Below are 25,542 nucleotides of genomic sequence, written 5' to 3' on the forward strand. Positions count from 1 at the left end.
AGATAACCATAAACTTATTTTAAAAATAGTAAATCGAGATGATCATAATTCCTATCTTTACTGTGCTATGGAATTACCACCTTTAGAGGTTCAAATTAAAACATTACCACTTTCTCCAGGAGTCTATTTGTATTATGACAAAAAAGACCGACTTCTGTATGTGGGAAAAGCAAAAAAACTCAAGAAACGAGTTTCTTCTTATTTTAATAAAAACCACGATAGCTTCCGCATCAAAACGATGGTAAAAAACATACATCGTATTGAACATATTGTGGTAGATACAGAGACTGATGCGCTGTTGCTGGAAAACAGCCTGATCAAGAGTCACAATCCACGTTACAATATTATGCTGCGTGATGATAAAACCTACCCTTGGTTGGTCATTAAAAAAGAACGTTTTCCTAGGGTTTTCTTGACACGCAAAATGATTAAAGATGGTAGTGAATATTATGGACCATATACCAGTGTAAGAACCGTAAGAACTTTATTAGAATTAGTAAAGACACTATATCCCATAAGAACTTGTAATTATGATTTGCAACAGGATAAAATCAATGAAGGTAAATTTAAACTGTGTTTAGAATATCATATCGGTAACTGTAAAGGACCTTGTGCAGGTTTGCAACATGAAGTACAATACAATAGAAGCATTGAAGCGATTAGAAGTATTGTAAAAGGAGATTTTAAAGAAGCGGTAAATTATTTCACAGAATTGATGCAGGAACATGCTGCAAATATGGAATTTGAAGAGGCGCAACAACTCAAAGAAAAGCTAGAGATTTTAACTAGGTATCAAGCCAAATCTACCGTCGTAAACCCTAATATTTCTAATGTAGATATTTTTACGATTGTAAGTGATGAAGCCGCTGGTTATGTAAATTATTTACAAATCAATCATGGAGCCATCACTCGTTCTCATACTATGGAGCTGAAAAAGCAACTAGATGAAACTGATAAAGAACTTCTAGAACTAGCGATTATAGAAATAAGAAACCGTTTTGATTCTCAATCTAGAGAAATTTATACACAATTTGAGGTTGAAGTAGGAGAAAATTTAAAAGTTACGATCCCAAAGCTGGGTGATAAAAAACGTGTAGTTGACCTGTCAGAGCGCAATGCAAAATTCTTTAGGCAAGAACAATTTAAGACCATTAAAATTGTCGATCCTGATAGGCATACTAATCGCTTAATGGCACAAATGAAAGCCGACTTGAGACTAGATGAAGAGCCACGACACATGGAGTGTTTTGACAACTCAAATATTCAGGGAACAAATCCTGTCGCAGCCTGTGTTGTTTTCAAAAACGGAAAACCAAGCAAGAAAGATTATCGTAATTTCAATATCAAGACTGTAGAAGGTCCCGATGATTTTGCAAGTATGGAAGAAGTCGTTTATCGACGCTACAGAAGATTACTAGAAGAGGACCAACCGTTGCCACAACTAGTCATTGTAGATGGAGGAAAAGGACAGCTATCCAGTGGTGTAACTGCATTAGAAAGATTAGGCCTAAGAGGTAAAGTACCTATAATAGGAATAGCAAAACGATTAGAAGAGTTGTTTTATCCTAACGATCCTGTACCTTTATATCTAGATAAGCGCAGTGAATCTTTAAAAGTAATCCAACAAATGCGTAACGAGGCGCACCGATTTGGTATCACTCATCACAGGAATAAACGTAGTAAGCAAGCCATAGAAACAGAACTAGATGAGATTCCTGGAATAGGAGAAAAAACGGTAATTGATTTATTAAAACACTTTAGAAGTGTAAAACGCGTTAAAACTGCAACAAAAAAAGAACTAACTGAAATTGTAGGAGTTTCTAGAGCTCAAAAGATTCTAGATTTTTATAGCGATGAAAAAGAGTAAAATTTTATGGTTACTTATTCTCGTTTTCGCGCAAGCGGAATTCTTAATAGCGCAAGAAAATGAACCTAACTCACGTCCTAAGATAGGTTTAGTTCTTTCTGGCGGTGGTGCAAAAGGACTTGCACATATAGGAACCTTAAAAATCATAGACTCTTTAGGCATTAAAGTAGATTATATAGCTGGAACCAGTATGGGCGCGATAGTTGGATCCATTTATGCCTCTGGTTATACTGGGCAACAAATTGACTCTGTTTTTGAAACTGTAGATTTTGATAAAATTATCTCTGACGACATTCCTCGCAGTTCAAAAACTTATTATGAACGTAGGATTACAGAAAGGTATGCAGTCACTTTACCATTTAAGGATTTCAAAATTCAATTACCTTCTTCCTTAAGTAAAGGACAAAACATCTATGACTTTCTTTCTAAGTCACTTTCTCACGTAAAGGATGTCCACGATTTTAGCAAATTACCTATTCCTTTTTTGTGTATAGCAACAGACATTACTACTGGTGAAGAAGTGGTGTTAGAAACAGGATACTTACCCAAAGCTGTTAATGCCAGCGGCGCCTTACCATCAGTATTTGCTCCTGTAGATATAGACGGCAGGCTACTCATAGATGGTGGCGTTACCGATAATTACCCTATTGATAAATTAAGGGAACGAGGCATGGACATCATTATAGGAGTAGATGTTCAAGATGATCTTAAATTATTAAGTGAACTTAATGGAGCCCTTGATATATTATCTCAAATCAATAATTTTCACACCATTAATGACATGAAAATTAAGGAGCCTAAAACTGATATTTATATTGCACCAGAAATTGATGGATTTACGGTTCTATCATTTGACCAAGGAAGAAAAATCATTCAAAAAGGAGAAAAAGCAGCTAGATCTAAAATACCAGAATTACAATTTTTAACCAAAGATGCTTATCAAAAACCTCCTTTAAAAAACATTTCCAATGATAGTATCTACATCGATGAAATAGAGGTAAGCGGTAATAAAAATTATACACGAGCTTATGTAGTAGGACGATTCAAAATCGATACTCCTGGAATGGTAGCCTACAAGGACTTAACAAATGGCATAAGCAATCTTCAAGCAACCGATAATTTTGCTAAGATTAATTATGAAGTGATTGATGATCAAAACACAACTACCCTTAAAGTAGACCTCATAGAAAATGAAGTAAGCAACTACTTAAGATTAGGATTACATTTTGACGAATTATTGCGCAGTGCAGCGCTAATCAATATTACTAGAAAAAACATCTTCTTTGACAATGATATCATATCTGCAGATGCTATCGTAGGAGATAATTTACGTTATAATTTTGATTACTATATTGATAAAGGAAGATACTGGTCTATTGGCTTTCACAGTGAATTCATAAAATTCGAACAAGATGTAAGCGGTCGTTTTGTAGAAGAGGTAGGAAATACAGGACCACTAGGCGTTAATAGCTTAGAGTTAAAATACAACGACTGGACACATCAAATATTTTTACAAACTAGACTCAATAAATCTCTTAATTTTACTACTGGTGCAGAGATAAAGTCTCTCCATGTTTTTACAGAAACACTGGTGACAGAAGAACCTGAAGATAACGTTACAGATTTCTCAGACGGCACTATCGGTAGCATATATGGTAAAATTTTAGTCGATTCCTATGATAATGCACAATTTCCATCTTCTGGATGGAAAGTAGATGGCAATTTTCATTTATATCTTTTTAATTCAGAATTTGGTGAAAGATTTAAAGAATTTTCCATTGCACAAATAGAGGTTAGTCATGCACAAAGATTTGGTAATATCACATTAAGAGGTAATGCACATGTAGGTATTACCATAGGTGACACAAACAACGCTGCCTTAGATTTTTATCTAGGAGGTTATGGATCGCGACGTATCAATAATTTAGTATCCTTCTATGGATATGATTTTATAAGTATCAGTGGTGATACCATGATAAAAACTCTATTTGAAATAGATTACGAGATTTTCAAAAAAAACCATATCGTACTCAGTGCAAATTTTGCAGATGCTCAAAATGGACTTTTTGAAAGACGGGATTGGTTCAGCAATGAAGGTTATGATGGTTATGCTATAGGCTATGGACTAGAAACGTTCTTAGGACCGGTAGAAGTAAAATATAGTTTTTCCCCACAAAACGATGATGGACTATTGTTTGTAAGTTTAGGTTTTAAATTTTAGTGATCTCGCTTTCGCGAAAGCAATAAAAACAACATCAAATTCTTTAAGTTAAACATTTTAACTATTTAAAGTGTAAATAAACACGTTTAGACATGGAATGGTCTACAGAATTTACGAAATTTGAGAGATTTAACTTTTAGCTATGCCTTTCTACCATAAATTGGGTAAAATACCACCCAAAAGACATACACAATTTAGAAAACCAGATGGTTCTCTTTATTCAGAACAACTATTTGGAACGATAGGTTTTGACGGGATGTCCACAAATTCCTACCATGTTCGCAGACCTACTATGGTAAAAGAGATAAAGAATCAATACAGCGTAAAACCAGAAATAGCTCTCAAAAATCATATCAAATCTTATCGACTGAGAGGTTTTCAAATCCAGCCAGAAGCAGACTATTTAAAAAGTCGTAAAACGGTTTTGATCAATAGTGACGTCGCCATAATTCTTGCGGCGCCACAAGAATCTACTAATGATTATTTTTATAAAAACAGTGATGCAGACGAGTTGCTTTTTGTACATAAAGGGACAGGAACTTTACGCACTCATTTGGGAAATTTAGATTTTAAATACGGTGACTACCTACTTATCCCTAGAGGTATAATTTATAAAATTGATTTTGACACAACTGACAATAGACTTTTTATAGTAGAAAGTAGGCGACCTATTTATACTCCTAAAAGGTACAGAAACTGGTTTGGTCAACTTTTAGAACACTCCCCTTTTTGCGAGCGTGATTTGCGACGACCAGAAACATTAGAAACACATGATGAAAAAGGAGAATTTTTAATCAAGGTTAAAAAGCAAGATGATATTTTTGAAATGGTTTATGCTTCTCATCCTTTTGATGTAGTAGGTTACGACGGTTATAATTTCCCGTACGCATTTTCTATTCATGATTTTGAACCTATTACAGGCCGCATTCACCAGCCACCACCGGTGCATCAAACTTTTGAAACAGACGCTTTTGTGGTATGCAGTTTTGTTCCTAGGTTATATGATTATCATCCAGACAGTATACCAGCGCCATACAACCATAGTAATATAGATAGTGATGAAGTATTGTATTATGTAGATGGTGATTTTATGAGCCGTAATGATATCGAGGCTGGACATATAAGTTTACATCCTGCAGGAATACCACACGGTCCACATCCAGGAACTGTAGAAAAAAGTATCGGTAAAAAAGGAACGGAAGAACTCGCTGTAATGGTCGACACATTTAAGCCTTTAATGGTTACCAAAGAAGGACTTGAAATTGCTGATAATAGCTATCATAAAAGCTGGTTAGAATAAATTAATATTGCAATAAAATAAATCACAATTGGAACAAAATAATCCTAATTACTCTAATCAACCGCAGCAGTCTAATAATTTTGGACAGCAACAACAGCAATTTCAAAACCAGAATCAAGGCAACTATCAGTTTCCACATCAAGGTGATAAATTACCTGGTGATCCTATCGCAATAACTTTAGGAATTATTTCTTTAGTTGTATTTCTTATAGGATGCTGGTGTTATGGTGTTATTGCTATTTTTACATTGATCATAAGTATTATAGGTCTGGTAGTGGCAAATAAAAGCATGCGTTTATATAAATCTGATCCTTCTAGATACAGTCAAAGTACGGAACGTAGTGTCAGTATTGGTAAAATATTAAATATAATAGGCGTTGTTATTTCAGGAATCGTCTGTTTATTTTTAATGATCTTGTTACTGTTTTTTGGAAGCCTATTTTGGGGATTGATGAATGGAGAATACAAAGATTTTGAAGACTTCAATAATAGAAATAACGAGTCTATATTTGATTATGATGAAGAATCTGGTTCAGAGGACGGATGGAAATACTATGAAGAAGAAGAAGAATTAGATTCATTAGAAACAGACTCGACTTTACAAATTGAAGAGATTACAAAAGAAGAAACTGAAGTAGAATAGAATTATGATACCTAGAAGAATATATATAATGCCGCAATTGCGAGCCATGTGGTAATGTAGATCACCATCTATACCACAAAAACAAAACATTTATTTATTCTTTAAAAAAATCATTATGCCAGCAGAAATTAAAAACCTCAAAGACTTACAAAATACAGAGTATTCACTTAAAAAACTTTTCCAGGAAGCCGAAGATTTCCTTCCTTTATTAGGAACTGATTATGTAGAACTGTACGTGGGTAATGCAAAACAAAGCGCTCATTTTTATAAAACTGCTTTTGGCTTTCAATCAGAAGCTTATGCTGGATTAGAAACTGGATTAACAGATCGCGTTTCTTATGTATTGAAACAAGGTAAAATCAGACTTGTATTAACTACACCTTTACAAAAAGGTGGCGAATTAAACGAACATATCAATGTTCACGGTGATGGAGTAAAAGTAGTCGCTCTATGGGTAGAAGATGCAAGAAAAGCTTTTGAAGAAACCACAAAAAGAGGTGCAAAACCTTATCTAGAACCTACTGTAGAGTCAGATGAAGATGGTGAAATCATTAAGTCAGGAATCTATACGTATGGTGAAACAGTACATATGTTTATCGAGCGTAAAAATTATAATGGTTTATTTCTTCCAGGATTTAAAAAATGGGAATCGCATTATAATCCAGTGCCAGTAGGTCTAAAATTTATTGATCATATGGTTGGAAACGTAGGTTGGGATGAAATGAACACCTGGTGTAAATTCTATGGAGAAGTAATGGGTTTTGCTCAAATTATTTCGTTTGCAGACGATGACATTGCAACAGAATATACTGCTCTTATGAGTAAAGTGATGAGTAATGGAAATGGTAGAGTAAAGTTTCCTATCAATGAACCTGCAAAAGGAAAGAAAAAATCACAAATTGAAGAGTATTTAGACTTTTATAATGGTCCTGGAGTACAACATATTGCTGTTGCTACAGATGATATAGTCGCTACAGTTAGCGCAATGAGAGAAAGAGGTGTGGAATTTTTGTACGTACCTGAGGAATATTATGATGATTTAATAGAACGAGTAGGAGAAATAGATGAAGATGTTGAAGTTCTTAAAAAGCATGGTATCCTAATCGATCGCGATGAAGAAGGCTATCTATTACAGCTTTTTACTAAAACGGTTGTAGACAGACCAACTATGTTTATAGAGGTTATACAGCGTAAAGGAGCACAATCCTTTGGTGTAGGTAACTTTAAAGCCCTATTTGAAGCTATTGAAAGAGAACAAGCACTGCGTGGCACTTTGTAAAAAACCTATTATTTTAGGAGTTGAAATTTTTGGAATAGACTTTGTAAATAGAAGGTAGTAGCACGATGCTATTATCAATTTTTATAGATATGAAAAAGATTATTATTTTACTATTAACCGTTTTTGCAACTACTACTGCATTTACGCCTGGTATGGAATCAACTAATTCTTTAGACCAACTAGCATTTGAAGAAGGTGAGTGGTTTAAGTTTAGAATCCATTACGGTATTTTTAATGCCAGTTATGCAGAAATGAAGGTAACCAAAGCAAGGCTTAAAGGCAAACCAGTATATCATATCAAAGGAAAAGGAAAATCTACAGGTCTACTCCATTTATTTTTCAAAGTAGATGATAAGTATGAAACTTATATAGATCGTGAAACAGTAAAACCATACCGTTTCATACGCGATATTGATGAAGGTGGTCATACAAAGAATATTCAGATAGATTTTGATCATGAAGCTGGAACGGCATTAGTTCATGATAAAAAACACAAAGAAAAAACAACCGTTAAAATAGCACCATCTACACAAGACATGATGAGTGCCTTCTATCATTTAAGAAACATGGTAGATATTGAAACTTTAAATTTAGGTGACGAGTTTACTTTACCTATGTTTTTTGACAAAGAAAATTTTGATTTCAAACTCAAGTATCTAGGTGAAGAAATAGTGAAAACTAAGTTTGGGAAAGTAGCTGCACTTAAGTTTAGACCATATGTGCAATCAGGACGTGTTTTTGAAGAAGAAGAAAGTCTTACGGTTTGGATTTCAAAAGACGAGAATAAGATACCTCTTAAAATTAAAGCAAAACTTGCAGTAGGTTCACTAACAGCAGATTTAGATGCTTTTAAAGGTCTAAAACATTCTTTTCAAATTATTGCAAACGAATAGTAAAGAATCTCGCATACTTATCTACGGATCACTTTTTATCGATGAAGGTTAATTAAAGTTAATACTATACCTCTCAAAATTGATAGAATCAGTTAGGTTGATTACTTTTACATTTCGTTTTAAAACAACTCAATGTCAGAAGATATTAGCCCTGAAATTGCGCAGCGTATTAAGCTTTTAGAAGATAAGTTTAAAAACTCTGGTCAGGACATGTTATCCTATCTGGATGGATTGCTATACGATACTTATACAACTTACTGGGATTATATAAGATTAGATACCTTACTCAGTCTCCAGGTGCCTTCTACAGAGTTTCCAGACGAGATGATTTTTATAGGATATCATCAAATCACAGAACTTTATTTTAAGCTCATTATTCATGAGCAAAAACAAATCATAGAAAGTGAACACCTCACAGGAGCATTTTTTCAAGAAAAAGCTTTACGTATTAACAGGTATTTCAATGTCTTAATCAGCTCTTTTGAGGTGATGATTAAAGGCATGGATAGAGATCAGTTCTTAAAATTCAGAATGTCCCTACTTCCTGCCAGCGGTTTTCAAAGTGCACAATTTAGAATGATAGAATTCTACAGCACAGATGTATTAAACTTAACACATCCTTCTGTACGTTCTCGCTTTCGCGAAAGCGATAAAAACATCACACAAACAGATCTTTATGAAAATATATACTGGAAAAAAGGCGGTATAGACATGGATACTGGAGAAAAGACACTTACACTAAAACAATTTGAAAAACGTTATACTCCAAGATTTTTAAGAATTGCAAAAGAAGTAGAAAACACTAATTTGAATAAATGCTACTTATCCCTATCTAAGGAAGAGCAGACAGATGCGCTTAAAGATGCTTTGCGCACATTAGATCAAAACACTAATATTAATTGGAAATTAATGCACACTGGTGCGGCACATAGATATTTAAGAAAAGAAGGAGATGTAGTTAAAGCTACCGGCAGCACCAATTGGAAAGAATTTTTACCACCTAGTTTTCAAAAGATATCCTTTTTCCCAACTTTATGGACTGATATTGAACATGAAGAATGGGGGAAACAATGGGTTAATCACGTATTAAACACAAAATAAATGATGAAAAAATATTTCATCGCTGGTATAGCACTAGCAGTTACCTTCATATCCTGCAAGGATAATGACGATACTCAAAAAGAAGAAATCGTTGAAATCACACCTGTGGCTATTGAGCCTGTAATGAAGTACGGTTTTGATTTAAACGATTATAAAATAGTCGCAGATACCGTTAAAAGTGGCGCCACTTTTAACGATTTGATCATTGACCACATTGTAGAAGGGCAAAGTGCTTATCAAACTGCAAATAAACTCAATGAAGTTTATGATCTAAGAAAAATTCAAGCGGGCAAGCCTTATAAAATCTTAAAAAGAAAAGACAGCCTAAATACACCAGAAGCATTTGTTTATGAACCAACTAAGCTGGATTATGTAGTAGTAAATTTTAATGATACTATTGCAGCGTATAAGGACAGACATCCCATTTCTTTTAAAAGAAAGACCGCAAGTGGCATTATTAACAGCACACTCTCTGAGGCAATGGAAGACGAAGGATTAGGTTTAAGCGCCATTTATGAATTATCTGATATCTATAGATGGTCCATAGATTTCTTTAAACTTCAAAAAGGAGATCGATTTAAAATGATCTATCAAGAACGATATATCAATGACTCTATTTATGCAGGAATTGAATCTATAGAAGCAGCCGTTTTTGAAACTGATAAAACGCCTTTTTACGCTTTTGACTATGTTACAGATTCAGTCATAGGAATTGACGATTATTATGATGAAAAAGGTAAAACGTTAAGAAGTTTTTTCTTAAAAGCACCAGTAAATTATTCTAGAATATCTTCACGTTTTACAAAGAGAAGGTTTCATCCTGTGCAAAAACGATGGAAAGCACATAAAGGAACAGATTATGCCGCTGCATATGGAACACCAATTGTTGCCACAGCAAATGGTGTTGTTACAAAATCTGGATACACTGGTGGAAATGGGAATTATGTAAAAATTAAGCATAACAGTACGTACTCCACTCAATATCTTCACATGACTAAACGCAAAGTAAAAGTAGGTCAAAGAGTAAAGCAAGGACAAGTTATAGGAACCGTAGGAAGTACCGGTCTTGCTACTGGTCCACATGTTTGCTATAGATTTTGGGTAAATGGTGTACAAGTGGATCCATATAAACAAAACCTGCCTAGCGCAGATCCTTTACCTAAAGATAAAATGGATGATTACCTTCAATTCATTGCTCCTTTAAAAGATGAAATTGATCAGGTCCCTTTTAAAAACGAAGACCCTATTATATAGACTCTAATCCTTAGATAACACTTTTTTTTTAGAATAGTTTCTCATGAAAAACATTAACCCTACTACTACTGCTGCATGGCAATCGCTTAAAGATCATTATAGAAGCAATAAAAACTTCAATTTAAAAGAAGCCTTTGCAAAAGATCCTAATAGAGCGCAATCTCTTACCATTCAAGATGGTGACTTTTATGTAGACCTCTCTAAAAACCTAATAACCAAAGAAACACAAGAAAAACTGGTAAGCCTAGCAAACGAGTGTAAACTAGAAGAAGCGATCAACTCATATTTCAACGGTAAAAAAATAAATGCCACAGAAGATCGAGCTGTTTTACACACGGCTTTAAGAACAAGGGATACAACTACTTTAGTAGGAGGAAATGTAGTCGCAGCGATAGAAAGTAAAGAGAAAATGTTTGCTTTTGTAGATGCTGTGAATAGTGGTGAAAAAAAAGCAGCAAACGGGCAAAAGTTTGATACCATAGTCAATATAGGAATAGGTGGCAGTGATTTAGGACCTGTTATGATCTATGAAGCGATGCAAGCTTATAAAAACGAAATGACACTTCATTTTGTATCTAATGTAGAAGGCGACCATGTAGAAGAAGTTATTAAAAAGATCAACCCAGAAACCACGCTTTTTGTGATCGTTTCCAAGTCTTTTGGCACACAAGAAACGCTTACCAATTCAACAACAATAAGAAACTGGTTTACTAAAAAAGTAAATGCAGCTGCCGTTTCAAAGCATTTTGTTGCGGTAAGTAGTAATGTCCAAAAAGCTGTAGATTTTGGAATTGATCAAGAAAATATTTTTCCCATGTTTGATTGGGTAGGAGGACGTTTTTCTCTTTGGAGCACCGTAGGAATGTCTGTAGCATTAGGAATAGGCACTAAAAACTTTCAAGGCTTACTGGATGGCGCTTATGAAATGGATATGCATTTCAAAAATTCTTCTTTTGAAAAGAACATTCCAGTACAATTAGCTTTATTGACCATCTGGTATAATAACTTTCATAACGCCCAGAGTGAAGCGGTAATTCCATACACACAATACTTGCATAGGTTACCGGCTTATTTGCAACAAGCGATTATGGAAAGTAATGGTAAGAGTGTAGACCGTGATGGAAACCGTGTAAACTACGAGACTGGAAATGTAGTTTGGGGAGAACCTGGCACAAATTCTCAGCATGCTTTTTTTCAATTGATACATCAGGGCACTAAATTAATTCCTACTCATTTTATCGCTTTCGCGAAAGCGAAATACAACCAACCAGACCATCACAATAAACTTATGGCCAACTTCTTTGCACAAACAGAAGCATTGATGAATGGTAAATCTATTGAAGAAGCAAAAGAAGATTTATTAAAGGCAGGTAAATCTGAAAGTGAAATTGAAAAACTTGTTCCATTTAAAGTATTTGAAGGAAATAAACCTACCACTACGCTTTTAATCGATGAACTGACACCGCAAAGTTTGGGAAAACTAATTGCCATGTATGAGCATAAAATATTTACAGAAGGAATTATCTGGAATATATACAGTTATGATCAATGGGGTGTTGAATTAGGCAAAGTCCTAGCAGATGCTATCTTAAATGATATCCAGAACTCCATATCTGACGCTCATGATGCAAGCACAACACAACTTTTACAAAAATTTTACTCGCTTAATAAATAACTTAATGGTTTTCAGTTAATTAATGTTAACAAGTGTTTCACTTCTTAATGTTAGCTTAATATTAGAATGGTTGATTAGGGTGTATTTTTGCAAAATCAAACTAAACAAATTCTGAAATGAACAGATCATTAAAATTTTTATTTACGATTGGAATTTTTATAAGTTCCATGGCAGTAAGTGCTCAGGTTACTACTTCGAGCATTAACGGTCGTATCATGGAAATGATGGACAATGCCCAAGAACCTCTTTTAGGAGCAACCGTACAAGCATTACACGGTCCTACAGGTACAAAATACGCTACTTCTACTGACATAGAAGGTTATTACCGTATTTCAAATATGCGTATAGGTGGTCCTTATACAATCACTATTACCTATGTAGGTAAAAGAGAGGAAGTATTAAACAATATTTTCCTTCAGTTAGGTGAGTCTGAAAGAATCAGCATCACTATGAATGATGAGTCTAATGCTCTTGATGCTGTTGTCATCAATGCAGTGCGAGATGGAATTTTTGATTCTGGAACTACAGGAACAAATACTAACATTTCTCAACGTGAAATCAACACTATGCCTTCTGTAACAAGAGGAATAGGTGATTTCTTAAGAAAAACACCACAGGCGCAAGTATCAGAAGGTGGTGCCATCTCTATAGGTGGTCAAAATAATCGTTACAATTCTATCTTCATTGATGGTGCAGTAAACAATGACGTTTTTGGTCTTGCAGGTTCTGGTACAAATGGTGGACAAATCGGTGTAAACCCAATTTCTATCGATGCTATTGAATCTTTTCAGGTAAATGTAGCACCGTTTGATGTACGTCAATCAGGTTTTACAGGTGGTGCCATTAATGCTATTACTCGTTCTGGTACTAATGAAGTAAAAGGAAGTGCTTATTTCTATACTCGTAACCAAGATCTTGCTGGTAAAACTCCAGTGGGTATCAGCGAAGATAATCGCGAAAAACTAGATGACTTCACAGCAAACCTTTATGGTGTTCGTGTAGGTGGACCAATAATTAAAGACAAACTTTTCTTTTTTGTAAACGCAGAATTTCAAAGAGAAGAGGAACCAAGACCATTTGATGCTTCTTTATATAGTGGTGATAGTAGTATTGCCGACATCAACACACTTAGAGACAACTTAATCAGCCAGTTCGGTTACAATCCAGGTGGATATGAGAATACAATTACTGAATTAAATAGTGAAAAATTCACTATTAAGTTAGATTATAACATAGATGATAAAAACACCATTACAGCAAAACATAACTATGTAAACGGTGAATCTCTTTCTCCTAGCCAAAGTAATAATGGTAACATTAACTTTGCAAACGCAGGTATCTTTTTCCCATCTACTACAAACTTCTCTACTTTAGAGTGGAATACTACTAACGGTAGCAACCTTTCTAACAACCTAATAATAAGTTATACAGATGTTTTAGATGACAGAAGCCCACTAGGAAATCCTTTCCCAAGGGTAAGTATTGACGATGGTAATGGTTCGATCACTTTTGGATCTGAGGCGTTTTCTACTGCAAACATTCTTGAACAAAAGATCTTTACTGTAACTAATAACTTTGAAGTTTCTAAAGGCGCACACAACATGACTTTTGGTGGTAACTTTGAAAACTACAACATTAGAAACGTATTTGTAAGACAAAACTTTGGACAGTATTCTTTCAACTCATTAGCAGACTTTAATACGTACTTTGATAACGACCCAACTAATGATGCTCTTGCAGATTCTTATTTTCACTCTTACTCTTTAGTTGATCCAGCAGGAACTTCTGGAGATGCTATTCAAAATGCAGCTGCAGAGTTTCAATATTCTCAATTAGGTCTTTACGCGCAGGATCAATGGAATATTACTGATAATTTTAATTTGACTTACGGTGTACGTTTTGACGTTCCTTTCTTTGAAGATGGAGCAGCAAATGATGACTTTAACAACAGAACAGTTGCTTTATTAGAAGCAGAAGGTTATGATTTAGAAGGTGCTCGCGTAGGTAAGAAAATAAAAAGTCAAATTCATGTTTCTCCTCGTGCAGGTTTCAACTGGGACGTGAATGGTGATAACAAAACACAAATACGTGGTGGATTAGGGATCTTTACTTCAAGAATACCTTTAGTATGGCCAGGTGGAATATACAACAACAATGGTATTAGTGTAGGTGGTACAGCTGCTTTTGATAGCCAGACATTTGTTGCAGACCCTAACAACCAACCATTGAACGGTGCTCCTGCTCCAGGAAGTGGTGCTAATGGAGGTCAGATAGATATATTTTCTCCTGACTTCAAACTACCACAGGTAATGAAGTACAACTTAGGAATTGATCAAAAAACTAATATTTGGGGATTAATAGTTAGTGCAGACTTCTTGTACAACTCTACTATCAACAACGTTTTCTATCAAAACTTAAACCTTAGAAATTCTACAGAGTCATTAAACAATGCAGATGGTCGTCCATTCTACGATCGTGGTGATGAAGTTGATGATACTTATACAAGAATTATCTTAGGAACTAACACCAACGAAGGATGGTCTTACAATGGTACGTTTAGTATCACTAAGCCATTTGAAAATGGTTTTGGAGGTCAGGTATCTTATTCTTACGGTCAAGGTAAATCTATTTTTGAAGGAACTTCTTCTCAAAATAGTTCTCAATGGAGAGGTGTTGCTACTGTAAATGGTAAAAACACTGCTGGAATAGGTAATTCAGAATTTGCTTTTGGTCACAGAGTTTCTGCAAACGCATCTTATGAGATCAATTGGAATGAAAATTTAAGAACTACATTTGGTATGTTCTACAATGGACAGCAAGGTGGTACGATCAATTACATTTATAGAGGTAGAGATTTATTGAACGATGATTCTTCTGACAATGCTCTTTTCTATATCCCAAGAGATCAAAGTGAAATCAACTTAGTAGATAATAACGGTGTTACTGCTGCTGAGCAATGGGCTGCACTTGATGCTTATATCGATAGTAATGACTATCTAAGCGAGCGTCGTGGTCAGTATGCTGAACGTAATGGAGACCGTGGTCCATGGAATCATATCGTAGACTTAAAAGTATTACAAGATTTCAATTTGAACATTAATGATAAAGAACACACATTTCAAGTTTCTCTTGATATCTTCAACTTCTTTAATTTCCTAAATAAAGATTGGGGTGAGCAGAAGTTTGTACCTGGTAATGTAGGTATTGTAGAAGTAGAAAGAAATGGAGTAAATCCAGAATTCTCTTTCAATCCTAACTTTGCTGAAACTCTTGAAATTATCGATGACGCTGGAACTCGTTCTTCAAGATGGCAAATGCAAGTAGGTCTTAGATATATCTTTAACTAAGAAATACTTTCTAAATATTTTCAAGAACCCTACTCAAAACGAGTGGGGTTCTTTGTTTTTGAAGTATTTTTGAATCAAATTATAATTAAGTTATGTACAGTATTTTAAAATCTGCTCACTCTGGATGGGCTTATCTTCTTCTGTTAGTTCTTTTTGTTGCGACAGTAAACGCTTTAATTGGTTTTTTTGGTAAAAAAGAATTTGGAAACAAAGACTTTAGCTTTGCTTTAGTAGGTTTGATTGTAACACATATTCAACTATTATTAGGATTAGCACTGTGGTTTGTGGGACCGTATTTTGCAATGCTATTAGAAGATTTTGGTGGTTTAATGACTCCAGAATCTAGAGGAATACGTTTGCTAGCTTTAGAACATCCTGTAACTATGGTCATTGCAGTTGCACTTTTAACGGTAGGTTATTCAAAACATAAAAAGAAAATTGTTAGTAATGGTAAATTCAAAATGCTAGCTATTTTTTACACACTTGCTTTCCTAGTGGTACTTTCTAGAGTTCCATGGAAACAATGGTTGTAGGAATTATTTTTTAATTCCGCTTTCGCGAAAGCGAGATCAACACAAACGCCTCGATCAAATTTATGATCGAGGCGTTTGTGTTTTAAGCTACTATAGAATTACTGCAATTGATTGGTCACCTCGTACAAAGATATAGCAAGACTGTGAACAACATTCATACTAGAATTAACGCCATACATAGGAATAGAAACGGTATGATCTAACAAGCTAATGTCTGCAATTCCATGACGTTCACTACCTAATAATAAAACAATTTTCTCAAATTTACTGAAGTTAAACTCTTGTAAACGCACGCTTTTATCAGTGATTTCAATTCCAATAATAGTATTGCCTTCTTGCTTTAATTGATTAATTAGTTGTGTGAAATCATGATAAGGTTCATGCGCTACTTCATGAACCGTATTTCTAGCTGTCTTCTTAACAATTCTGTTTTCAACCGTTGGTGAGTCTTCATGAAAGTAGATTTTTTTCACACCAAAACTTTCTGAAATACGAAAACACATTCCTATATTTTCTGGAGTTCTAATCGCATCGCAAACAATGGTAATAGGAAATTCCTTTTGCTGGTTTTGTATGTCCTCGTGTGTAAGTTGCTTCAATAGAATTGTTTTAAACCGCTACAGTTCTAGGCATAATCGCACTCAAAATATCATAAACGCGATCTACTGTTCTAACATTCTCTACGGTCAGTAATAATCGCAAACCTGCTCTAGTTTGCTTTTCTTTCATCCTTAATATCTTAGGGTTAGTTTGTACTGCTTTGAGTACTTTACCAAAAGATTCACTTTGATAAAAACCACTTTGCTGATCTGATACAAAATAACCGATAAACTTGCCTTGTTTCATGACTATTTTTTCCAGTCCTAAATCAGTTGCAATCCATTTAATTCTCACACTAGTCAGTAAGTTTTCTGCTTCTTCTGGTAACTCGCCAAAACGATCTATCAATTCTTTCTTATAAACTTCTAAACCTTTCTCGTCTTCTACGTCATTTAACTTAGCATACAGCGATAAACGCTCTGTAATCGAGTTGATATAATCGTCTGGAAATAATAATTCAAAATCAGAATCTATTGTGACTTCAGTAACGTGCTTTTTCTCTTTATCGTTGGTCTCATAAAGGTCTGCAAACTCATTTTCTTTTAATTCTGTAATGGCTTCACTTAAGATTTTTTGATAGGTGTCAAAGCCTATTTCATTGATAAAACCACTTTGCTCACCACCTAGTATATCTCCAGAACCACGTATTTCAAGATCCTTCATTGCAATGTTAAAGCCGCTACCTAGATCTGAGAACATTTCTAAGGCTTGGATTCTTTTTCTAGCATCTTCTGTCATGACATCATAAGGCGGCGTTATAAAATAACAAAAGGCTTTTTTGTTACTACGTCCTACTCTACCACGCATCTGGTGCAAGTCTGAAAGTCCAAAGTTGTTAGCATTATTGATAAAAATGGTGTTAGCATTTGGGACATCTAGACCACTTTCAATAATGGTTGTAGAAACCAGCACATCAAATTCTCCATTAATAAATGCAAGCATTAACTCTTCTAGCTTTTTCCCATCCATTTGTCCGTGACCTATTCCTATTTTAGCATCTGGAACAGAACGCTGTATCATTCCTGCTACTTCCTTAATATTCTCAATACGGTTGTGTACAAAAAACACCTGTCCACCACGTGATATTTCATAACTGACAGCATCACGTATCGTTTCTTCACTAAATCGCACTACTTTAGTCTCAACCGGATGTCTATTAGGTGGCGGCGTTTTTATCACACTTAAATCTCGTGCTGCCATCAACGAAAACTGTAAAGTTCTAGGAATAGGCGTTGCTGTAAGAGTTAATGTATCTATATTTTCCTTAAGGGTTTTAAGTTTGTCCTTTACGGCAACACCAAATTTTTGTTCTTCATCAATAATTAGTAATCCTAGATCCTTAAACACAATCGATTTACTAACCAGTTGATGCGTTCCAATAACAATATCAATAGACCCATTTTCTAATCCTTCTAGAACACCTTTTCGCTCTTTTGCAGTTCTAAACCTATTGAGGTAATCTACTTTCACAGGAAGATCTGCAAGTCGTTCTTTAAATGTTTTTGCATGTTGAAAAGCAAGAATAGTGGTAGGAACCAGAACGGCGACCTGCTTACCATTAACAGCAGCTTTAAAAGCAGCACGTATCGCAACTTCTGTCTTTCCAAAACCTACGTCACCACAAACCAATCGATCCATGGGGCGATCACTTTCCATATCTTTCTTAACATCTTCAGTAGCCGTACTTTGATCTGGCGTGTCCTCATAGATAAAACTAGCCTCTAATTCATTTTGTAAATATCCATCAGGTGCGTACTGAAAACCTTTTTGAGCACGACGTTTTGCATATAATTTTATTAGGTCAAAGGCGATTTGCTTAACTCTAGTTTTCGTTTTTGCTTTAAGCTTTTTCCACGCTGGACTACCTAATTTGTAAACTTTAGGTGCTTTCCCATCCTTACTGCTGTAACGTGTTATTTTGTGTAAAGAATGAATAGAAACATAAAGAATATCACGTTCTCCATATATCAACTTAATCGCTTCTTGCTTTTTACCATTGACATCAATTTTTTGCAGCCCGCCAAATTTCCCGATTCCATGATCAATGTGCGTCACATAATCACCTATCACTAGAGTATTAAGTTCTTTTAAAGTGATTGCCTGTTTTTTAGCATATCCATTCTTTAAATTGAATTTGTGATATCGATCAAATATTTGGTGATCTGTATAGCAAACGACTTTTAAATCATGACTTATAAAACCGCGATATAAAGGCATTACGACAGTATCGTATTGCACATTTGCTTTCATATCATCAAAGATGTCGTGAAAACGTTTAGCTTGCTGGTCACTACTGCAAAAGAGCAAATTTTTATAACCGTTTTCTTCGTTTTCCTTTAAATTGTCTATCAGTAAATCAAATTGTTTATTAAAGGATGGCTGCGGCGCCGTTTTGTAGACGATCATACCACTGGCAGTGGTAAATTCTATGTGGTTGTATTCTTTGAGCTGTGACCTGATCAACGTACTATCACTAAATATTTCATGAGGCGTTAACTGGCGTATCTCTCCTTGCAACTGGTTGTATGCTTGTTCCGCTTTCGCAAAAAGCGAGTCCACACGACCATATAATAAATCCACATTCATCGAGAAGATGACAGTCTTGCTGGATAGGTATTTTAAAAAGCTTTCTCTAACCTCATCAGACTGCTTATTTTCCACATTTGGTATTATGGATATTTTCTTCGTCTGTTCTTTAGACAATTGTGTCTCCACATCAAAAACACGAATGGAATCGATCTCGTTACCAAAAAATTCAATGCGATAAGGTTCATCATTTGAAAAAGAAAACACGTCCAAAATTCCACCTCGCAATGAAAATTCTCCCGGCTCGGTAACAAAATCAACACGCTTAAATTTATATTCAAACAATACTTCATTTGCAAACTCGATCGATATTTGATCACCTACAGCTATTTTAAGCGTGTTTTTTTCTAACTCTTTGCGTGTTACTACTTTTTCAAAAAGCGCGTCTGGATAGGTAACAATTACCGCAGGTTTCTTACGTGAGTTAATACGGTTCAAAACCTCAGCGCGCAGCAAGACATTTGCATTATCTGTCTCTTCTATTTGATAAGGACGTCTGTAACTGCCAGGATAGAAAAGCACCTTTTCCTCACCTATCATTTTTTCCAGATCGTTCAGGTAAAAAGCTGCCTCTTCCTTATCATTACAAACTAGCATAAATGGCTTATCTGCTTCCTTAAAAACAGCAGTTAAAACGATGGAAATAGAACTTCCATTAAGTCCTTGTACGGTTGCAGATCCTTGAGATTGGGCAACCATTTCTCGCAAGCTTTGCGTTTGTGCAGCTTGTGAAAATTTATTCAAAATAGTAGTAAAACTCATAATATCTTCACAAAGATACGTCCTGAAGCAAGCATACCAAGAATATTGAGAATTCTTTAATAAAAGTAGGATAGTGTTGCTGTTACCTTTAACTCATGGAGAAATATGATGTTTTTGTTTTCGGTACGGGAACCGCAGGAAAATTAGTGGCTACCTCATGCAAAGAAGCTGGAATGAGTGTGGCAATAATCGATAATAGAGAATATGGTGGTACTTGCTCACAGAGAGGTTGCGATCCTAAAAAATTAATTTTAGCTTCTATTGAGGCTTTTGAATTTGCGCAAAACATGAAAGGTGATGGAATTGCAGGAGAGACTCAACTAGATTGGAAAGCCGCTATCAACTATGCTAAAAGATATACGGAAAATGTTCCTGATCGAACCAAAAACCTTTTACAAGAAAAAGGAATAACATGTCTTCATGGAGAAGCAAAATTTATTGATTCTAACACAGTAGTTCTGGACAATGAAAAAATACAAGCAAAGCATTTTATAATTGCCACAGGAATGCAACCTTTACCTTTAGGAATTCCTGGTGATGAATTCATGCTTACTTCAGGAGACTTTTTTACACTTAACAAAGTGCCTGAAAAAGTAGTTTTTGTAGGTGCAGGATATATAGGGATGGAATTTGGACAAATGCTCGCAAGAGCTGGTTCAAAAGTAACCATGATTGAAAAAGGAAATCAGGTACTCGGTCCATTTGAAGAATATACTGCAAGTTTTATAGAGCAAGCTTCAGAAAAGTTAGAAATTAAAATAATTAAAAATGCTCAAGCATCTAGTGTAGAAAAAATAGACAACCGATTCATTGTTAATTATGCTATGAAAAATGGAATGCATCAAATCACCACAGATTGTGTCTTTAATACCGCTGGAAGAGTACCATCTATAAAAGCACTTGATCTAGAAAAAGCAAATGTGGTAACAGACAAAGGTGGTGTTGTGGTAAATGAATGTTTACAAAGTACAACACAATCTCATATTTATGCTTGTGGTGATGTATCCAGTAAAAACCTACCTCTCACGCCACTAAGCGGTATAGAAGCCAGTATTGTAGCTAAAAATCTTGTAGGTCAAAAAACAGAATTAGATATACCAGCTATTCCTAGTACAGTATTTACCATACCACAATGTGCAAGCATAGGTCTAACCGAAAAACAGGCTTTTAAAAAAGATCTAAAATACCATGTGATACAAAAAGATTCTAGCGACTGGTTCAACAATAAAAGAATTAACGCAAGCTTTTATGGTTATAAGGTAATTATAGATGACACCACAGGAAAGATTCTAGGCGCACATATCGCAGGTCCTGAAGCAAGTGAACAAATCAATATGTTTGCTATTGCGATGAAAGCACAAATGACATTCAAGGATTTAAGAAAAACTATCTTCAATTATCCCAGTTGGGGAAATGACTTAAGAAGTATGTAAATAAAAAATTTATATAGGCTATTGCTTTTCTGCACGCCATTCTAGAAACTTTTTACCAGGATTGGTTTTTGTATTCATAGCACCATGAACACCTGCTTGTATAAATAAAACTATTGCAAATCCGAGGGAAGAATATGAAATCAAAGAACTATCTGACGCGTTAATTATCTCGACGTCTGATTGAAATCTTACATATATAGCAACAAGTGCCCAAACTCCTACTAGGGCAAATTCTCTCATATTGCGCAACCAGATCATAAGTGAATTAATAATAAACGCTACTGAAATCATTACTATAGTAATTATTATTTGAGTATCTAAAGCTATTTCATAAGTCCCATTTAACCAGGCAGACACATTTGCAATGGTTGCAACACTTATCCATCCAGAATACAGACAAAGTGGCCACCATACAAAAGCAATAATAGGAAAAGGCGCATCCCAAATCTCCATATCCAACTGACGCACACACATTAAAAGGCAAAACAAAATTCCAAACATCATCACAACAGAAGCCGCGATATTCTCGTCCAACCACAAAGCAACCCATAAACCACAAAAGATATTTGCAGCAAGAAACCAAGGGTTTGTCGTATGAACAAAATCTGTCTTATAATTCTTTTTTCTTTCTTGATGTTTTTTTGAAAATGACACGTAAATACCATAAATACCGAACACCAGTAACATGGTAAATATTATTCCCCAAATAGAAAAGGCATAAGGTGCTGGTGTAAATAAGTTATCATACTCTGCACTTAAGTCTCCTACACTTTTACCATTATAGTTTCCTGTATTTGCATAACCATTCCATGCGATAAGAATAATGACACTTAATAAATTTAAAATAGAGGTGAATTTTCTAGCCATTTGCTAAAGATAAATAGGTCTTTGACAAAAAAGAGCGTTTACAGCTAAATTTTCTTATTCATTAACTGCAGGCTAGTAATATTCACAATAGTTAACTTAATTCAACAACCTCACGATCAACAATGGCAAAAATCCTATTTCCTTTTTTAGGCGATAGTGAGTAAGTTCCTGTAAAATCGCCAAAAGCTGGTAAAATCATTCCATATTCGCTGCAAAAAAAGCAAGCAAGTTTTAATCGTTGTTTCCCTCTTCCTTGCAATTTTACAGATGGATGTATATGGCCTGCAATATTATATTTTCCATTCACTTCTTCTGGATGGTGCGTTAGGAATATATCTCCCATTTGTAGCGCTTCATAGGTTTTCATCCCTAACCGTTCAAATGAATCTCGTGAAATAACATCATGATTACCCATAACAAGAGCTATTTCTATAACTTGCGATTGCAACCATTGCTCAAAAAAATGCCATTCTGCGTTCTTGTAGGAATGAAATAAATCGCCTAAAAACCAAAGTCTTGATGGTTGAAATTCTTCAATAACCTGGTTAAGTTTATCAAATTCTTTATCATCTGCCTGGGATGGAACAGCCATTCCATGTTTTCTAAAATGCGCACTTTTGCCTAAATGAACATCTGCTAGAAGGATGACGTCTTGCTCTACCCAATAACAGGCACCACTAGGATGCAATTGAAAGGTTTGATCTTTGAGGTTTACTTCTAATGCCAACTTGCAGGATGTTTTAAAGTATAGAAAGGTTTTCTTTAATGATTATTTGATAATGTAATTCCGCTTTCGCGAAAGCGAGATTTCAACAAAGACTCTTTTAAAAAGCATACCTCAATGCTAGTATTAAATTACGACCAGCAGCAGCAATTCCTGAAGAATAGGTGCGATAACGTTGGTCTGTAATATTTTCTAATATAGCAGTCGCGGTTAATCCCTCGTTGATTTTATAATTAGACCTAAGATTCACCGTATACCAGCTAGGAAAATATGGGTTTCCATTACTATCTAATGCGTACAAATAAGGACGCTCTTGCTGGCTAGGTGCTAAATCATTAAAATCAAACTGACCGTTGAATAATAAAAATGCATCTAAATCGAGCTTATCATTTTTATAAATAGCGTGAACATCACCAAAGTTAGGTGATACATGACGAACAGCCACAGTAGATCCATCCATTTCTTTTTGTTCACCATCTAACCAATTATAATGACCATAGATTTTTAATTGATCATTAAATTCGTACTGAACACCTATCTCTACACCGTAAACTGTTGCGGTTTCTGCATTTTGAATAGCTTGTACCTGACTCAATTCTCCTTGATAAACGATCATGTCCTGACCATTCAACTGAAAATCTCTAGGAACTAACGCGTCTTTTAAATAAGTGTAGTATGCTGCCACGTCTAAAATCAACTTATCATTAATACGTTTTTTAACACCAACCTCAGAATTATAAGAATACTCTGATTCTAGATTTGGGTTAGGAACAATCACCGTTCCCGGATTAGGATCAAATATTTTGCCTTTATCATCAATATTAGGCGCTCTAAATGCGGTACTAAAATTAGTTCTCAATTCCCAGGTGTCGTCTGGTAAATAGGTAGCCCCTATCGCACCTGTCAATGCGCCGGTACTTAAATTTGCCTCGGTAAAAGGAAAATCAAAAAATTGATTGTCAAATTGCGCATCTAACCAGATATGATTGTACCTCAAACCTGATTGTAATACCAATTTAGGGTCTAGTCTCCACTGATAATTTGCATAGGCGGCAAGTGATCTCCATGAGGAACCATCAGGATACCTGCTAGGTGCTGCTTCTCTTTGCTCTGTATCAATATCAAATACACTACCAGTAGAGTTTACCCTATTATGAAGAAACTCTGCCCCATAAAACAACACATTGTTTTCTCTATTGCGCCTTTCAAAATCGATAGATGTAGTAAACACGTTTACTTCTTCTTGATTTTGAAAGAGCTGTGATTCTTGAAAACCACGATCATTACGACTTTCTTCAAATTGTTGAAAGGCTTGAGAAACAATCATTTTATCGTACCACTTTCCTTTACCTCTATGGATTGCTTTTGCATTTGCCATGAACCAAGTTTGTGGTCCATAATACCAAGATGCATTGCGTGGCTCTCCATTACTATCTACTCTAGTTAATATATCATAACGGTCAAAATCTCCTGTTGCTGTATAAATTACTCCAAAATCAAATTCCCATCGCTGATTGGGTTTATATCTAAACTTTTGCAGCAAGTTGATTTGATCATAACCTGTGGAAACTTGTTTTTCTGGATTTTCATTATCCACAATAACATCCTGTCCATTACGTCTATCAACAAATTGATACCTTAAATAATCATCTGGTCCGTGAGAACCCATTTTCAAGTCTCCAAATGAATTGATACTTATACTGGTTGCTGCCGCAAAATTTTTAGTCCCATAATTGAAATCTAAATGAGCAGTGTTTTCATTATTTGCTGTTGCATAACGCATTAAAGCATTTCCTTTAAACAAAATAGAATCCTGAGAAAACTGCGGTTTTTTAGTGTAAAAATTCATAACACCACCTATGGCGTCGCTACCATAAACAACACTTCCAGGACCTAAAATAACCTCTGTATGATCAATACTTAAAGGATCTATTGAAATAACATTTTGAAGATTACCACCTCTAAAAATGGCATTATTCATACGAACACCATCTACAGTTATCAACAAACGATTTGTTGAAAATCCTCTAATCAAAGGGCTACCACCACCTTGTTGTGACTTCTGGATGTACACCTGACCAGATTGCTGCAATAAGTCTGCGCTGGTTTGAGGATTATTTGCTAATACATCACCTATATTTTGAGAGATGATCTTTTGAGGAATGTCTTGTTTACGCTGTTCAAACTTTGAAGCAGATATAACAATTGGATTAATTTTTTCTGACCTAGGTGTCATGTAAATTAAAAAATTTGCAGCTTTTATTGAGCTTTTACTAGAGACATAGGTCTTAAAAGCCATAGCTTGAAAATAAATCCGGTCAGATTCAGAAAATTTTTCCAAAGAAACATTGCCATCAAAATCAGAAATAGCGCTAACACTTTTATCCTTGTTATAAACCGCAACAGACGCTAACTTCTCATTTGTTACCTGATCCATTATGGTAACTGTTTGTGCAG

17 protein-coding genes are annotated in these 25,542 nt (G+C 35.1%); 12 read left to right on the plus strand and 5 right to left on the minus strand.

Going from position 1 to position 25,542, the window contains the following annotated elements:
- Positions 1-67 precede the first annotated feature (67 nt).
- The 11 genes from uvrC to ACTF54_RS01250 all read left to right on the plus strand — a co-directional run bounded on the left by uvrC (position 68) and on the right by ACTF54_RS01250 (position 16,113).
- Positions 68-1,867: an excinuclease ABC subunit UvrC gene (uvrC, locus tag ACTF54_RS01200; RefSeq protein WP_438968547.1), complete on the plus strand. Its 1,800-nt coding sequence runs from the start codon at positions 68-70 to the stop codon at positions 1,865-1,867.
- The gene (locus tag ACTF54_RS01205; protein ID WP_347196244.1) at positions 1,854-4,088 is read left to right on the plus strand and encodes a patatin-like phospholipase family protein; all 2,235 of its coding nucleotides are present in this window, start codon (positions 1,854-1,856) and stop codon (positions 4,086-4,088) included. The genes uvrC and ACTF54_RS01205 overlap by 14 nt, the downstream gene beginning before the upstream one ends.
- Before the next feature lie 142 nt (positions 4,089-4,230).
- A complete protein-coding gene (locus ACTF54_RS01210) occupies positions 4,231-5,388 on the plus strand; it encodes a homogentisate 1,2-dioxygenase (protein ID WP_438968548.1) in 1,158 nt (385 codons plus the stop codon).
- A gap of 28 nt (positions 5,389-5,416) precedes the next feature.
- On the plus strand, positions 5,417-6,031 hold the full coding sequence (locus tag ACTF54_RS01215) for a CCC motif membrane protein (RefSeq protein WP_347196246.1): 615 nt from the start codon (positions 5,417-5,419) through the stop codon (positions 6,029-6,031).
- Between the two features lie 115 nt (positions 6,032-6,146).
- Positions 6,147-7,310, plus strand: a complete 1,164-nt coding sequence (gene hppD, locus ACTF54_RS01220) for a 4-hydroxyphenylpyruvate dioxygenase (protein WP_438968549.1) — start codon at positions 6,147-6,149, stop codon at positions 7,308-7,310.
- A gap of 89 nt (positions 7,311-7,399) precedes the next feature.
- The gene (locus ACTF54_RS01225) at positions 7,400-8,203 is read left to right on the plus strand and encodes a DUF3108 domain-containing protein (RefSeq protein WP_347196248.1); all 804 of its coding nucleotides are present in this window, start codon (positions 7,400-7,402) and stop codon (positions 8,201-8,203) included.
- Between the two features lie 132 nt (positions 8,204-8,335).
- Positions 8,336-9,304 carry a tryptophan 2,3-dioxygenase family protein gene (locus tag ACTF54_RS01230; RefSeq protein ID WP_347196249.1) on the plus strand — a complete coding sequence of 323 codons (969 nt, stop codon included), beginning with the start codon at positions 8,336-8,338 and terminating at the stop codon, positions 9,302-9,304.
- On the plus strand, positions 9,305-10,558 hold the full coding sequence (locus ACTF54_RS01235) for a M23 family metallopeptidase (RefSeq protein ID WP_438968550.1): 1,254 nt from the start codon (positions 9,305-9,307) through the stop codon (positions 10,556-10,558).
- Between the two features lie 43 nt (positions 10,559-10,601).
- Positions 10,602-12,233, plus strand: a complete 1,632-nt coding sequence (gene pgi / locus ACTF54_RS01240) for a glucose-6-phosphate isomerase (RefSeq protein WP_438968551.1) — start codon at positions 10,602-10,604, stop codon at positions 12,231-12,233.
- Between the two features lie 116 nt (positions 12,234-12,349).
- Positions 12,350-15,580 (plus strand): TonB-dependent receptor, encoded by a 3,231-nt coding sequence (locus tag ACTF54_RS01245; RefSeq protein WP_347196252.1) that lies wholly within the window; start codon positions 12,350-12,352, stop codon positions 15,578-15,580.
- Positions 15,581-15,672: 92 nt separating this feature from the next.
- The gene (locus ACTF54_RS01250) at positions 15,673-16,113 is read left to right on the plus strand and encodes a hypothetical protein (protein ID WP_347196253.1); all 441 of its coding nucleotides are present in this window, start codon (positions 15,673-15,675) and stop codon (positions 16,111-16,113) included.
- A gap of 98 nt (positions 16,114-16,211) precedes the next feature.
- On the opposite strand, the gene ACTF54_RS01255 is transcribed toward ACTF54_RS01250, so the two are convergent.
- Entirely contained in the window at positions 16,212-16,712 is a 501-nt protein-coding gene (locus ACTF54_RS01255; protein WP_347196254.1) for a TrmH family RNA methyltransferase, read from the minus strand.
- 10 nt (positions 16,713-16,722) lie between these two features.
- Positions 16,723-20,061: a transcription-repair coupling factor gene (mfd, locus tag ACTF54_RS01260; protein ID WP_438968552.1), complete on the minus strand. Its 3,339-nt coding sequence runs from the start codon at positions 20,059-20,061 to the stop codon at positions 16,723-16,725.
- A 95-nt stretch (positions 20,062-20,156) separates the two neighbouring features.
- On the opposite strand from mfd, the gene ACTF54_RS01265 reads away from it, so the two are divergent.
- Positions 20,157-21,494 (plus strand): dihydrolipoyl dehydrogenase family protein, encoded by a 1,338-nt coding sequence (locus ACTF54_RS01265; RefSeq protein WP_438968553.1) that lies wholly within the window; start codon positions 20,157-20,159, stop codon positions 21,492-21,494.
- A gap of 18 nt (positions 21,495-21,512) precedes the next feature.
- Here ACTF54_RS01265 and ACTF54_RS01270 read toward each other — a convergent pair whose 3' ends face one another.
- The 3 genes from ACTF54_RS01270 to ACTF54_RS01280 all read right to left on the minus strand — a co-directional run bounded on the left by ACTF54_RS01270 (position 21,513) and on the right by ACTF54_RS01280 (position 25,522).
- Positions 21,513-22,361, minus strand: a complete 849-nt coding sequence (locus ACTF54_RS01270; RefSeq protein WP_347196257.1) for a hypothetical protein — start codon at positions 22,359-22,361, stop codon at positions 21,513-21,515.
- 91 nt (positions 22,362-22,452) lie between these two features.
- The gene (gene pdeM / locus ACTF54_RS01275; RefSeq protein ID WP_347196258.1) at positions 22,453-23,088 is read right to left on the minus strand and encodes a ligase-associated DNA damage response endonuclease PdeM; all 636 of its coding nucleotides are present in this window, start codon (positions 23,086-23,088) and stop codon (positions 22,453-22,455) included.
- Positions 23,089-23,185: 97 nt separating this feature from the next.
- Entirely contained in the window at positions 23,186-25,522 is a 2,337-nt protein-coding gene (locus tag ACTF54_RS01280) for a TonB-dependent receptor plug domain-containing protein (protein ID WP_438968554.1), read from the minus strand.
- Positions 25,523-25,542 lie beyond the last annotated feature (20 nt).

It is taken from the genome of Nonlabens sp. (genome assembly GCF_965657255.1).
GTDB lineage: Bacteria > Bacteroidota > Bacteroidia > Flavobacteriales > Flavobacteriaceae > Nonlabens.

Coding starts and splice junctions, on each gene's coding strand:
- ACTF54_RS01245 (WP_347196252.1), top strand. CDS start 12,350: ATGAACAGATCATTAAAATTTTTATTTACGATTGGAATTTTTATAAGT.
- ACTF54_RS01250 (WP_347196253.1), top strand. CDS start 15,673: ATGTACAGTATTTTAAAATCTGCTCACTCTGGATGGGCTTATCTTCTT.
- ACTF54_RS01280 (WP_438968554.1), bottom strand. CDS start 25,522: ATGGATCAGGTAACAAATGAGAAGTTAGCGTCTGTTGCGGTTTATAAC.
- ACTF54_RS01210 (WP_438968548.1), top strand. CDS start 4,231: ATGCCTTTCTACCATAAATTGGGTAAAATACCACCCAAAAGACATACA.
- ACTF54_RS01265 (WP_438968553.1), top strand. CDS start 20,157: ATGGAGAAATATGATGTTTTTGTTTTCGGTACGGGAACCGCAGGAAAA.
- ACTF54_RS01230 (WP_347196249.1), top strand. CDS start 8,336: ATGTCAGAAGATATTAGCCCTGAAATTGCGCAGCGTATTAAGCTTTTA.
- pgi (WP_438968551.1), top strand. CDS start 10,602: ATGAAAAACATTAACCCTACTACTACTGCTGCATGGCAATCGCTTAAA.
- uvrC (WP_438968547.1), top strand. CDS start 68: ATGGAATTACCACCTTTAGAGGTTCAAATTAAAACATTACCACTTTCT.
- ACTF54_RS01235 (WP_438968550.1), top strand. CDS start 9,305: ATGATGAAAAAATATTTCATCGCTGGTATAGCACTAGCAGTTACCTTC.
- ACTF54_RS01225 (WP_347196248.1), top strand. CDS start 7,400: ATGAAAAAGATTATTATTTTACTATTAACCGTTTTTGCAACTACTACT.
- mfd (WP_438968552.1), bottom strand. CDS start 20,061: ATGAGTTTTACTACTATTTTGAATAAATTTTCACAAGCTGCACAAACG.
- ACTF54_RS01270 (WP_347196257.1), bottom strand. CDS start 22,361: ATGGCTAGAAAATTCACCTCTATTTTAAATTTATTAAGTGTCATTATT.
- ACTF54_RS01205 (WP_347196244.1), top strand. CDS start 1,854: ATGAAAAAGAGTAAAATTTTATGGTTACTTATTCTCGTTTTCGCGCAA.
- hppD (WP_438968549.1), top strand. CDS start 6,147: ATGCCAGCAGAAATTAAAAACCTCAAAGACTTACAAAATACAGAGTAT.